This is a genomic window from Rhizobacter sp. (assembly GCA_021153565.1).
Lineage (GTDB): Bacteria > Pseudomonadota > Gammaproteobacteria > Burkholderiales > Burkholderiaceae_C > Albitalea.
Genome location: JAJKJU010000179.1, coordinates 1 through 12,971, shown reverse-complemented (window position 1 = coordinate 12,971; position 12,971 = coordinate 1). Strand labels below are relative to the sequence as shown.

Here is a 12,971-nt window from a genome sequence, read left to right as displayed (position 1 = left end):
GCCCGGAATAAGTTCCCGTTTTGGGGGCGCTGGGCGGGATGCGATGCAAGGCGCTCCGAGCGCCGTGTGGCGAGCCACACAAGTGAGGAGCAACGCCGCAGTGCGCCCGCCCAACGCCCCCAAAACGGGAAATTGTTTCGGGCCAAATCCCAGGTAGAGATGCTTGCGGAGGATGGTGCAAAGCGTGGGGCTGTGATGCCGGGAACGGGCCGCCATGGCTGATCGAGATGTCAGGTCTGCGGACAAGTGCGCAACACCTGCCGCATCTCGATGATGTGTGCCGCGTCGCCCACCCATGGATCGCTCTTCCAGCGAGGCACCAGCGCTGTCAGCAGCTTCAGACTCTGGCGGTAGTTCTCGCAGGCGGCCAGCCAGTCGGCCGGAATACTGTCATCGCCGGAGGCAGGCTGAAGCGAGGCATGGACCAGCAGCGCCTGCGCCAGCACTCGATGGGCCTCGCCGCGCTTGAACAATCCGATCCGGTCGTCCATGGTCGTCGTTGGCGCCGCCGGCAAGGCCTGGACGGCTTCGGTGGCGGCTTGCACTGCCGCGCTGGAGTCGCCCGCGGCCAGCAGCGAATGGCCGAGCGCCGTGGCTGCATCGGCCAGCAGCCACTGCAGCGATGGGTTATCGGGTTCGGCCTGCCTGAGCTGGGATGCCAGCTCGCGGGCTTGCGTGCCACTCGCCACCGCCTGGGCGGTTTGTTGTGACTTGAGCCGCGCCTCGCCGAGCCGGAGTTGCAAGGTGGCGGCCAGGGTCATCAGGTCGCGCGCCTGCGGCTGGCGGCGCCTCAGGTCATCGAGCAGAGCAATGCCATCTTGCAAGGCGTGCACGGCATGCGAAGCGCTTTGCGACACATCCACGTTCATTCGCAGCATCGCGTCTGCGCGCAGGCCATGCAGAACAACGAGCAGTCTTAGCGCCTGCGCTTGGCCGGGCGACTGGGCCAGCCAGCGGTCCAGTGTGGTTTGCGCCGCTCGCATCGCAGGCTCAATCTCGGTCTCCCGGCCTCCAAACAGCAGCGTCCGCACCACCTGCACTTGGGTCTGCGCCAGCGCCATTCGGACCGCCGGGTCGGCCGGATCGGCGGCGGCTGCTTGCCGCACTTGGGCCAGCGCCTGCTCGGCCTGCGCAGCGGCTTCGGCACTGCGCCCCTGCAACGCAAGTAACGCCGCGATTCCGGCTCGCGCCTGCGCGAGCTCGATGCGCACTGCTTGCAGCAGCGCGGCCTCGGGTTTCTGCCGCAGCGCCAGTTCCAACAGGCTGATGGCGGCGGTGTGGCTGGCTTCGGCGCCGGTCAAGTCGCCCAGGCCTAGCACGCCCTCGCCCGTCTGGGCACCTTGCGCCTGCCCAATGCGGCGGAAGATGCCAGCCAGTTCGACACACAGCCCGGGGTCATCGTCCGCCTGGAGGCGCAGGCGCTCCAACTGGTCAAGCGTGCGGCTCACGATCAGCCGGCGTGCGGAGGCTGCAGCGGGCAGGTCTTGAAGATCGCCCTGCTGATTCACAGCGGTACCTACCCACTTGCGCAGATCTGTCAGGTATTGCTGCGCCTGCAGCGCCTTCTGGCTGGCCCGGTGCAGTGCAAAGGCGGAGGTGCCCAAGCACAGCAGCACGGTCATGCCGCAAGCTGCCAACGCCCGTGGCGGCAGACCTTTGCGGTGAAGCTCCCAGAGTGGCTGCGGCCGCTCGCCCGCAAGGCAACGGCCGATATCGGCCGAAAGCTCAGCTGCGCTCGCATAGCGCCGGCTGGGCTTTTTGCGCAGGGCTTTCATGACCACCTTGTCCAGGCAGGGGCGCAAGTGGCGGCGGGCGGCCCGGTCGAGCGGGCTGTGCGCCCGACTCGGCGGCACCGGCTTGCTGCGGCAGATGGCGTTGCGCAGGTCCAGGTCAGTGCCTTCAAGGGCAGCGCCATAAGGGCTTGCGCCGCACAGCAGGCCGTACAGCAACACACCGAGCGAATAGATGTCGCTGGCCGGCGTAATCGGGTCGCCTCGTACCTGCTCAGGGCTGGCGCAGGCCAATGTCATTGCGCGCATCGCGGTCGCGGTGCTGGTCTGCGGCGCATCGCTCATTTGCTTGGCGATACCGAAGTCCACAAGCTTTACCACTCCTCCCGGCGTGACCAGCACATTGGAGGGCTTCAGGTCGCGGTGGACGATGTTTTGACCATGCGCGTAGTGCACCACGTCGCACAGGCACTGAAACAGCCGAAGCTTGTCTTCCAGGACAAGCTCATGGCGACCGCAATAGCCGTCGATCGGCTCGCCGACAACGAGCTCCATGACCAGGTAAGGAACGCCATCGACCATGCCGCCATCGAGCAGCTTTGCCAGATTGGGATGGTCGAGCCGGGCCAGCGTATCCCGCTCGATCAGGAATCGGCGCGCCATCGCCTCGTCGACGCAGCCGTCCTTCATGAGTTTGACTGCCACAGGCGGTGCCGCGCTGCCGTCGACCGCCTCGGCCCTGTACACCTGACCCATGCCGCCACGCGCGATGAGGTCCGCCAGGCGGTAACGCCCCACTCGACGGCCGATCCACGAGAGTCCGAGCCGGGCTTCCACGGCCTGTTCCGCGAGCGCCGTAGCGCCCTCGTCGAGTAAGCGGTTGCCGGCCTGCCCGGCTGCATGCAGTGCCTGCAGTTCGGCAAGCTCTGTCTCATTGCTGGCATGGTCTTCGAGAAAAGCCTGCTGCTCTTCGGCGGGTAGCTCTAGCGCGTCGGCCAGGATGCCTTTCAGCCGCTGCCAGCGATCGGCGCCTTCCGCCTCGGCCGCGTCGCAATGGCCGGATAGACTGGAACTCATCCCTTGGTTCCCCGCGGCACAGGCTACGCGCTGCCGAACTCGCGCACGAGCCAAGCACGGGCGGTAGACCATTCGCGCTTGACCGTCGCCACCGAAATGTCGAGCGTCTCGGCGGTCTGCAGGACATTGAGTCCCCCAAAGAAACGCAACTCCACCACGCGGCCCTGCCGGGGATCGAGCGCCTCCAGTCGCTCCAGCGCCTGGTGCAGTTGCAACAGGGCCATCCAGTCGCCGCTCGACTCGCGGTCAGGATGCAGATCGTTGTCCTCGCTGTCCTGCAGTGCCTCCAGGCTGTGTTCAGCGATGCCGCCGCCCCGCTTGGCCGCTTGGCGGCTGCGCGCGTGCTCGACGAGAATCCGTCGCATCAGCATCGACATCCAGCCGAAAAACTGGCCGCGCGAGGTCCATTGCATGCTGCGTTCTTCGGCCAGGCGCATGAAGGCCTCATGGACCAGGCCGGTGCTCTGAAGAAGGTGCCCGTCGGCCTCTGCCCTCATATGGCGACGAGCCATGCGGCGAAGATCGGGATATATCTGTGGAGCGAGACGTTCCAGTGCCTCGTCATCGCCGTGCGCCCAGCCGTTGAGCAAGTGGGTAATTGAAGCAGTGCAGGCGGACTTCGACATGAGAGAGTTTTTATTCGGTTCCCTGGAACGACCCGGTTGGCTTGGCAAACCTCCCGCCAAGCCGCAACCCTTCCCAAGGGCCGCGCAGTGTAGAGGGTTGGTCGAGATCCTGGAAATTTCTGCTCACGACCCTGTGGTCTTGCGGAATCAGAGGCTCTCAGCCCTTGGCGACAGGTCGTGATGGATCAGATGACCATTCGCTCCACGAACCGGGATAGAGCGAGGAGGTTCCCAGGCCAGCCAGTTCCATCGCGAAAAGGTTGTGACAGGCCGTCACTCCCGAGCCGCACTGATGAACCACCGGCGTGCCGCCTGCCTGAAGCGGCGCCCACTCCGAACGTAACTGCTCGCGGGACTTGAAGCGTCCGTCGGCCGCGAGGTTGTCCTTGAAGAAGCGGTTCAATGCACCAGGGATGTGGCCGGCCTGCGCATCGAGCGGCTCCACGTCGCCATGGAATCGTTCTGCGGCGCGGGCGTCTATGAGACGAAACTTTCCCAGCTTCGCAGCGAGGGTGTCGGCATCGATGGTCGCAACCAGCGATTCCTTGATCGGGTAGGGCGGTAGGGTCGGGGCTTCCGGCGCATGGGTTTCAATCGCCCCACCTGCCGTCTGCCAAGCGGCCATCCCGCCATCGAGCAGGGCCACGTTTTCGTGTCCCAGCCAGCGCAGCATCCACCAGGCGCGGGCCGCGAACATCGCGCCTTGACGGTCATACACCACCACCTGGGTCTGTGGGCCGATGCCGAGTTCTCCAGCTTTGGCTGCAAACACCTCGCGAGATGGCAGCGGGTGCCTCCCGTTGCGGCCCGTTTTGGCAGCGCTCAAGTCACGGTCGAGATGCACGTACCGCGCGCCGGGCAGGTGCCCTTCGCGGTAGCTGCGCTCGCCGGCTTGCGTGTCAGCGAGGTCGAAGCTCGTGTCGAGAATCACGAGCGGCTTGCCGCCGGCAGGCAGTTCACGAAGTTGTTGTGCAGTGATGAGGGTGTCGTAGGTCATGTGCAATGTGGATTCAGAGGCTGAGAGTATTTCGATCATGCCCGCTCATCACGCCAAAAGGCCCCTGCTCGTCGTTGCATATGCTCGCCATAGCACGAGCTATGGCTGCGCTTTGCGCCTAGATCAGGCGCCTTTTGACGTGCTGCTCGGACACGCTCGAAATACTCTCAGCCTCTCAGAATTCGGCTGGCAGGGTACTCGAAGGGGCCGCCTGGGCGGGTCGCCACTGTGCCGCAAGAACGCCCGCCACCACGATGAGAACCATGCCGGCGATCGCAAGCACGGTGATGCGATCGTCGAAGAGCAGCACGCCCCAGCCGTACGAGAAGGCGATGCCGAGGTACTGAAGACTGGCGTTCACGAGTGGGCGGCCGGTCGAATAAGCCTTGGTCATCATCAGCTGCGCGACAGTCGCGAGCACGCCGACCGCCAGCAGAAGAAATATGCCCACTGGGGTGTGCGCATGCCACCCCGCGCCGAAAGTCAGCAGCGTGCCGGCCAGGATTCCCCCGAGCGAAAAGTAAAAGACGCTTCGGAAGCCCGGCTCGCCGGCACGGCCGAGTCCGCTCACCTGCAGGTATGCCGTCGCGGAAATCATCCCCGACAGCAGCCCGATCAGGCCATACCACAACTGGTTCTGTTTGATGGTGGGCTGAAGAATCAGCGCTACGCCCGCGAAGCCGATGAGCACTGTCACGATGAGCCGGGCAGGCACGTGCTGCGAACCGATCAGCATCGACCCGCCGATGAGAAAGAGCGTCATCCACACCGAGGACGAATAGTTCAAGGTCATCGCCGTCGCGATTGGCAGCTTGCCGATGGCGAAGAACCACAGGCACAGCGCGGTGACGCCCGCCAGGCTGCGCCAGAAGTGCATCGCCGGCACGCGCGTGCGCAGCGTACCGCCTTGCTGTAATGCGTGCAGCCCCATCACCAGCACGCCGATGAGGCCGCGGTAGAACACGATCTCGCCGGTGCCGTAGTGCTCGGAGGCGAGCTTCACGCACACGCCCATCATGGCGAACAGAAACGACGCAAAAACCATCAACCATGGCGCAGCCATGCGGGCATTCTGCCCGCCGTCGCACGGCCGTGCCTAATGCGGTGCGCGGCTTAGGACATGGCCCGGAATAATTTCCCGTTTTGGGGGCGCAGGGCGGGCGCGCTGCGGCGTTGCTCCTCGCTTGTGTGGCTCGCCACACGGCGATCGGAGCGCCTTGCATCGCATCCCGCCCTGGGCCCCCAAAACGGGAAATTATTCCGGGCCATGTCCTTACGCGCGCCGCTTCATCGCCCGGCGATACCACTCATGGAACTGCTGCATGCCGTCTTCCATGGGGCTTTGGTAGGGGCCGACCTCGTCGTCGCCTCGATCCATCAGGGCCTTGCGGCCCGCATCCATGCGCAGCGCGATCTCGTCGTCTTCCTCGCAAGTTTCCCAATAGGCTGCTTGCTCCGCCTGGATGAACTCGGGCTCGAAAGCGCCGATCTCTTCGGGGTAGTAGAACTCGACAACATTCAGAGTCTTTTGCGGGCCCTTGGGATAAAGCGTGGACACAACAAGCACGTGCGGATACCACTCGATCATGATGTTCGGGTAGTACGTGAGCCAGATCGCGCCGTGCTTTGGTGGCACGCCATTGCGGTAGGCGAGCACGGCGTCGTGCCATTTGCGATAGGTGACCGAACCGGCCTTGGCGAGCGCGTTGTTCGCGCCGACCGTCTGCACCGAGAATTGCGGTGCGAACTCCCAGCTCAGATCTTCGCAGCTGACGAACTGGCCGAGACCCGGGTGGAAAGGGGCGACGTGGTAGTCCTCGAGGTAGACCTCGATGAAGGTCTTCCAGTTGTAGTTGCACTCGTGCAACTCGACCTTGTCGAGCACGTAACCACCGAAGTCCAGGTCCGCCTTGGGGCCCAGGGAGGCAAGGTCGGCGGCGATGTCTCGTCCGTTGTCCTCGAAGATGAGGCCGTTCCAGGTCTGCGTCTTGTAGCGGTTGAGGTTCAGGCAGGGGTCGTTCTTGAAGTGCGGTGCACCGATCAATTGACCCTTCAAGTCGTAAGTCCAGCGGTGCAGCGGGCATACGATGTTGCTGCGTGTATTGCCACGACCGCGAAGCATCACCGCTTGACGGTGCCGGCACACGTTGGAAATGAGTTCGACGCCCGCGGGTGTGCGCACAAGTGCGCGGCCCTCGCCTTCATGAAGCAGGGCGTGGTAGTCGCCAACCTCGGGCACTGACAGTTCGTGCCCCAGGTAGCGGGGCCCGTGCTGGAAGATGAGCTCCATCTCGCGACGAAACAAATCGTCGTCGAAATAGCTGGTTACCGAAAGTTGTGAGCGGCTTCGCTCGAGAGCTTCAAGGGTGATGCTCAGGTCGGACATGATGCCCAGGATCTCCCCAACGAGAAAAAATCCAACAATGTCGGCCCGCCCCCGCGGGGGAAGAATGAGTAGGTAATGAAATGAAGCGCTGCTGTTCGTTTGCTGTCCGGGTGAACAGCCCCCGGTGCAGCGGGCCGCGGATTGTACCCGCGGGGTGGGTTTTGGCCTACCAAAGGCGGCGCCGTAGAGACTTGCGCTCCACAGGTGGTTGCCTTCAAGGGGTTTACAAGTGGTCCGGCTGACTACAATCCAAGGTTTCACCTCGCAAAAATGGCACGAGCAATCCCGCCTACCGAAGAGGCAGCAGTTTCGCCAACCTACGAAGACGCCCTGGCCGAATTGGAGCGCCTGGTCGCCGCCATGGAAGGGGGGCAGCTTCCCTTGGACAAGCTGCTCGAAAGCTACAAGCGTGGCGCGCAGTTGTTGAGCTATTGCCGCCTCCGGCTCGAAGCCGTGGAGCAGCAGGTCAAGGTTCTTGAAGACGGTGAACTGAAGCCGTGGACGTCCGCATGAAGCGATCCGAATTCGAATCCTGGACTCGTGCCGAACTCGACGCGGTCGAATCCGCAATGCAGGCGTGGGTGCCCGATAACACGCCGGCCGGCCTGGGCCTTGCCATGCGTTACGGCGTGCTCGACGGCGGCAAGCGGGTTCGGCCGCTTCTCGTTCTCGCCGCCTGCCAGGCAGTGGGCGGCCTGCGCGAAGCCGCCATGCGTGCGGCCTGCGCGGTCGAACTCATCCACGCCTATTCCCTCGTCCACGACGACATGCCTTGCATGGACAACGACGTGCTGCGCCGAGGCAAACCCACAGTGCACGTGCAGTTCGGCGAAGCGCAGGCCATGCTGGCCGGCGACGCCATGCAGGCGCTTGCCTTTGAAGTGCTGACGCCGACTGCTGCCGACAGCCAAGCCTTCGCAGACGGCGAGGGCGTTCCGCCCACCTTGCAGGCCCGCCTGTGCGGCCTGCTGGCCCGAGCTGCCGGGCATGCAGGGATGGCAGGAGGCCAGGCGATCGATCTCGCCAGCATCGGCAAGCCGCTGGACGAGCACACGCTGCGTGACATGCACCATCGAAAAACCGGCGCGCTGCTTCAGGCCAGCGTGCTGATGGGCGCGGCAACCGGAACCACCAGTGATGCGGAATGGGACGCACTCACCGATTACGGCGATGCATTGGGGCTGGCCTTCCAGGTTGTCGACGACATTCTCGACGTGACGCAGGCGTCGGAAACACTGGGCAAGACCGCAGGCAAGGACCTGGACAACAACAAGCCGACCTACGTGACCGTGCTGGGCCTTTCCGCCGCCCGCCGTCATGCTGCCGAGCTGCGCGACAAGGCCCAGGTGGCCCTCAGACGCAGCGGCCTGGCGAACGCGGCCTGCCTGAGCCTCTTGGCCGACAAGGTCGTCGAACGGGACAACTGACGCTCTCACATGAATCACTCACTGCTGCAAACCATCAACAGTCCGGCGGACACTCGCCGGCTGTCGCGCAGCGAGCTCAAGCAGCTTGCGATCGAGTTGCGTGACTTCCTGTTGCAAAGCGTTTCCCAAACCGGCGGGCACCTGTCTTCCAACCTGGGCACTGTCGAGCTCACTGTCGCATTGCACAGCGTCTTCAACACGCCCTACGACCGGTTGGTGTGGGACGTGGGCCACCAGACCTATCCGCACAAAATCCTCACGGGTCGGCGCGACCGCATGCCTACCTTGCGCCAGCTGGGCGGTATCAGCGGCTTTCCGCGTCGCGACGAGAGTGCGTACGACACCTTCGGCACGGCGCACTCGTCGACCTCGATTTCCGCTGCGCTGGGCATGGCCATCGCGGCCAAGATGAAGGGCGAGGCGCGCAAGACGGTGGCGATCATCGGTGACGGCGCCATGACCGCCGGCATGGCGTTCGAGGCGCTGAACAATGCCGGCATGCCACACGCCTGCGGGCAGGCGGACATGCTTGTCATCCTGAACGACAACGACATGTCGATCTCGCCGCCGGTGGGTGCACTCAATCGCTACCTCGCACGGTTGATGAGCGGCAAGTTCTACACGGCGGCCCGTGAGGGCGCGAAGACGGTGCTGAAGAACGCGCCGCCGTTGTTCGAGTTGGCGCGGCGCTTCGAAGAACATGCCAAGGGCATGGTCGTGCCGGGCACCATCTTTGAAGAGTTCGGCTTCAACTATGTTGGCCCGATCGACGGTCACGACCTCGACTCGCTCATCCCCACGCTCGAGAACCTGCGCGACAAGCCGGGGCCGCAGTTTCTGCACGTCGTGACAAAGAAGGGCTACGGCTACAAGCTGGCCGAGGCCGATCCAGTCAAGTACCACTCCGCGTCCGGCAAGTTCGACCCGATCATCGGATTTTCGAAGGCGAGCACGCCACCGAAGATTTCGTTCACGCAGGTCTTCGGCCAATGGTTGTGCGACATGGCCGAGAAGGACAAGCGGCTCGTGGGCATCACGCCCGCGATGCGCGAAGGCTCGGGCATGGTCGATTTCGAGAAGCGCTTTCCGTCGCGCTACCACGACGTCGGCATCGCCGAGCAGCATGCAGTGACATTTGCCGCGGGCCTGGCTTGCGAAGGGCTCAAGCCTGTGGTGGCCATCTATTCGACCTTTCTGCAGCGCGCCTACGACCAGTTGATCCACGATGTGGCGATCCAGAATTTGCCGGTGGTGTTCGCTCTCGACCGCGCCGGCCTGGTCGGCGGCGACGGCGCCACGCATGCCGGCGCCTATGACATCGCGTACCTGCGCTGCATTCCGAACATGAGCGTGCTCACGCCGTCAGACGAGAATGAATGCCGCCAGTTGCTATACACCGCCTTCATGCAGAACCATCCAGTGGCCGTGCGCTATCCACGCGGCTCGGGTGTCGGGGCGGAGATCGTGGCCGAGATGACGGAGATTCCCTTCGGCAAGGGCGAAATTCGCCGCGAGGCGGCCCGTGCCGCAGGGCAGGGCGGCAAGCGAGTCGCCATCCTCGCTTTCGGAACGATGTTGTATCCGGCTTTGCAGGCCGCCGAACGACTCGATGCCACGGTGGCCAACATGCGCTTCGTGAAACCGCTCGATGTCGCGCTGGTGACAGAACTCGCGCGCAGCCATGATGCAATCGTCACCGTGGAAGAGGGCTGCACCATGGGCGGTGCCGGCAGCGCTGTGGTCGAGGCCTTGAGCGAAGCCGGGATCACGGTGCCGGTGCTCATGCTCGGCTTGCCGGATGAATTCGTCGAACACGGCGATCCGGCCAAGCTGATGGCGATGTGCGGTCTGGACGCCGCCGGCATCGAGCAATCGGTGCTCAAGCGGTTCGGAGCGCGGCCTGCTTTGGTGCGGCCGGCCGCTAACCGCTAGTACTAGAGAAGTTGTTCATGCCCTTGGGGCCACAAAGTTGGTCGATAGATGACATCCTTCAGGTACGAACGGTACGAACATGAGGCGGTTGGTCAGCGCCGCGCCGATGTAAACGATACGGAACGGCGCGCGGGGACTTGAATGAATCACATGAGCAATTTGAAAGACGCGCTGCACATTCCCGACACGCAAAGCGAGCGCGACGAGCGGCATCTTGCGATTCAACGCGTCGGCGTGAAGGACGTTCGCTATCCCGTCGAACTGCGCATCGGCAAGGCGGTTCTGCCCACGGTGGCGCAATGGGATCTGGACGTGGCGCTACCTGCCGAGCAAAAGGGCACGCACATGTCGCGCTTCGTCGCGTGGCTCAATGAGATCGATGCACCGCTCGACCTGAACAGCCTGCGCAACGGTTTTGCGAACATGCTGGAAAAGCTGCATGCGAACGAGGGCCGCATCGAGGCGCGGTTTCCCTTCTTCTTGCGCAAGCGCGCCCCAGTCTCCGGCGTCGAGAGTCTTCTCGAATACCAGGGCCGATGGATCGCGGAAGCGCGTGCTGGCGTCACGGCGATCTGGGCGGAGGTTGTGGTGCCGGTGAAGTCACTGTGCCCCTGCTCAAAGGAAATCTCGGACTACGGCGCCCACAACCAGCGCTCGCACGTGACGATCCGCGTCGAGTTGAAGGACGAGATCGAGTGGATTGAGCTGGTTCGATTCGCCGAGGAAAGCGCATCGAGCGAAATCTGGCCGATGTTGAAGCGCGCCGACGAGAAGTGGGTGACCGAGCGTGCCTACGAAAACCCAAAGTTCGTCGAAGACTTGGTGCGCGATGTGGCGTTGCGGCTCAATGCCGATGCGCGAATCGGGCGCTACAGCGTGGACGTCGAGAACTTCGAATCCATCCACGCGCATTCAGCCTACGCGCGCATCGAGCGCTGAGAGGCAACTTGTATTGGCGCCTCGCCCCTCTGGGGAGAGGTTGGGTGAGGGGCTGCCGTGATGGCAACCCATGGCTTTTTATTCACCGCCCACGGCCCTCACCCCAGCCCTCTCCCAGAGGGACCCAGAGGGAGAGGGAGCGAAGACCGGGCAACTAATACCAATCAGACTGTCACCAATCAGACTGTCGCGACCGGAATCTTCCCGATCTTCGCCGCCCACTCCTTCGGGCCGGTGTTGTGAACCGAGACTCCGTCGGCATCGACGGCCACGGTGACGGGCATGTCTTTCACATCGAACTCATAGATGGCTTCCATGCCGAGGTCTGCGAAGCCGACAACCTCGGCGCCCTTGATGGCCTTGGCCACCAGATAAGCCGCGCCGCCGACGGCCATCAGATAGGCTGATTTGTGCTTCTTGATCGCCTCGATGCCGGTCGGTCCGCGCTCAGCCTTGCCGATCATGCTGATGAGGCCGGTCTTGTCGAGCATCATCTCAGTGAACTTGTCCATGCGCGTGGCTGTCGTCGGGCCGGCAGGGCCGACCACTTCGTCGCGCACTGGATCGACCGGGCCGACGTAGTAGATGACGCGATTGGTGAAGTCCACCGGCAGCTTTTCGCCCTTGGCGAGCATGTCCTGGATGCGCTTGTGCGCTGCGTCGCGGCCGGTGAGCATCTTGCCGTTGAGCAGCAGGGTGTCGCCCGGCTTCCAGCTTGCTACCTCCTCGCGTGTGAGCGTGTCGAGGTTGACGCGGCGGCTCTTGTTGTAGTCGGGCGCCCACTTCACGTCAGGCCAGAGGTCGAGGCTGGGCGGTTCGAGGTAGGCAGCACCTGACCCGTCGAGCACGAAGTGCGCATGACGTGTTGCCGCGCAGTTCGGGATCATCGCCACCGGCTTGCTGGCCGCATGCGTCGGATAGGTCGCGATCTTCACGTCGAGCACTGTCGTCAGGCCGCCCAGGCCTTGCGCGCCGATGCCCAGGGCATTGATCTTGTCGCACAGCTCGATGCGCAACTCTTCGACCTTATTCTGCGGCCCACGCTGCTTGAGCTCGTACATGTCGATGTCCTGCATGAGGCTCTCTTTGGCCAGCAGCATTGCCTTCTCGGCCGTGCCGCCGATGCCGATGCCGAGCATGCCCGGCGGACACCATCCGGCGCCCATGGTCGGCACCGTCTTCAGCACCCAGTCGACCAGCGAATCGCTCGGGTTCATCATCACGAACTTGCTCTTGTTCTCGCTGCCGCCACCCTTGGCCGCGACCTGCACGTCCACCGTGTTGCCCGGCACGAGCGACACGTGCACGACGGCTGGCGTGTTGTCCTTGGTGTTCTTTCGGTCGAAGTGTGGATCGGCCACGATGCTCGCGCGCAGCTTGTTCTCCGGGTCGAGATAGCCCCGGCGCACGCCTTCGTTGACGGCGTCTTCCACCGCAGTGCCCGCCGGAAAGCCCTCAAAACGCACATCCATGCCAATTTTCAGGAACACGTTAACGATGCCGGTGTCCTGGCAGATCGGGCGGCGCCCTTCGGCGCACATCTTCGAGTTGGTAAGGATTTGTGCAATGGCGTCCTTGGCGGCCGGGCTTTGCTCTGACTCGTAGGCCCTGGCAAGGTGCGCAATGTAGTCAGACGGGTGGTAGTAGCTGATGTACTGCAGTGCGGCGGCGACGCTCTCGACGAGGTCGGCGTAGCGGATGGTGGTCATGTCGGGAGTCTCGCGGTGGAAAGTGGCGCTTTGGATTTGGCCCGAACCAATTTCCCGTTTTGGGGGCGCTGGGCGGGCGCGCTGCGGCGTTGCTCCTCACTTGTGTGGCTCGCCACACGGCGCTCGGAGCGCCTTGCATCGCATCCCG

General features: G+C 63.8%; 10 protein-coding genes. 4 read left to right on the top strand and 6 right to left on the bottom strand.

The features are described 5' to 3' along the window. Positions 1–230: 230 nt before the first annotated feature. The 5 genes from AC30NL_RS11180 to AC30NL_RS11160 all read right to left on the bottom strand — a co-directional run bounded on the left by AC30NL_RS11180 (position 231) and on the right by AC30NL_RS11160 (position 6,816). Entirely contained in the window at positions 231–2,807 is a 2,577-nt protein-coding gene (locus AC30NL_RS11180) for a serine/threonine-protein kinase (protein WP_489464075.1), read from the bottom strand. Positions 2,808–2,830: 23 nt separating this feature from the next. Then, positions 2,831–3,433 carry an ECF-type sigma factor gene (locus tag AC30NL_RS11175; protein ID WP_489464074.1) on the bottom strand — a complete coding sequence of 201 codons (603 nt, stop codon included), beginning with the start codon at positions 3,431–3,433 and terminating at the stop codon, positions 2,831–2,833. Positions 3,434–3,590: 157 nt separating this feature from the next. Next, positions 3,591–4,430 (bottom strand): sulfurtransferase, encoded by an 840-nt coding sequence (locus tag AC30NL_RS11170; RefSeq protein ID WP_489464073.1) that lies wholly within the window; start codon positions 4,428–4,430, stop codon positions 3,591–3,593. A gap of 175 nt (positions 4,431–4,605) precedes the next feature. Beyond that, positions 4,606–5,493, bottom strand: a complete 888-nt coding sequence (locus AC30NL_RS11165) for a DMT family transporter (RefSeq protein WP_489464072.1) — start codon at positions 5,491–5,493, stop codon at positions 4,606–4,608. 210 nt (positions 5,494–5,703) lie between these two features. Next, entirely contained in the window at positions 5,704–6,816 is a 1,113-nt protein-coding gene (locus tag AC30NL_RS11160) for an aromatic ring-hydroxylating oxygenase subunit alpha (protein ID WP_489464071.1), read from the bottom strand. Between the two features lie 270 nt (positions 6,817–7,086). Here AC30NL_RS11160 and xseB point away from each other — a divergent pair, with 270 nt between their 5' ends. The 4 genes from xseB (at position 7,087) to folE2 (ending at position 11,114) form a co-directional block, all read left to right on the top strand. Continuing rightward, on the top strand, positions 7,087–7,329 hold the full coding sequence (gene xseB, locus AC30NL_RS11155) for an exodeoxyribonuclease VII small subunit (protein WP_489464070.1): 243 nt from the start codon (positions 7,087–7,089) through the stop codon (positions 7,327–7,329). After that, positions 7,326–8,243, top strand: a complete 918-nt coding sequence (locus AC30NL_RS11150) for a polyprenyl synthetase family protein (protein WP_489464069.1) — start codon at positions 7,326–7,328, stop codon at positions 8,241–8,243. Before xseB ends, AC30NL_RS11150 begins: the two co-directional genes overlap by 4 nt. A gap of 9 nt (positions 8,244–8,252) precedes the next feature. Then, positions 8,253–10,175 (top strand): 1-deoxy-D-xylulose-5-phosphate synthase, encoded by a 1,923-nt coding sequence (gene dxs, locus AC30NL_RS11145; protein ID WP_489464068.1) that lies wholly within the window; start codon positions 8,253–8,255, stop codon positions 10,173–10,175. Positions 10,176–10,325: 150 nt separating this feature from the next. Next, the gene (gene folE2, locus AC30NL_RS11140) at positions 10,326–11,114 is read left to right on the top strand and encodes a GTP cyclohydrolase FolE2 (protein ID WP_489464067.1); all 789 of its coding nucleotides are present in this window, start codon (positions 10,326–10,328) and stop codon (positions 11,112–11,114) included. 179 nt (positions 11,115–11,293) lie between these two features. Here the strand turns inward: folE2 and AC30NL_RS11135 are convergent, their stop codons facing one another. After that, positions 11,294–12,823, bottom strand: coding sequence for a fumarate hydratase (locus tag AC30NL_RS11135; protein ID WP_489464066.1), 1,530 nt, complete (start codon positions 12,821–12,823; stop codon positions 11,294–11,296). Between the last annotated feature and the right edge of the window lie 148 nt (positions 12,824–12,971).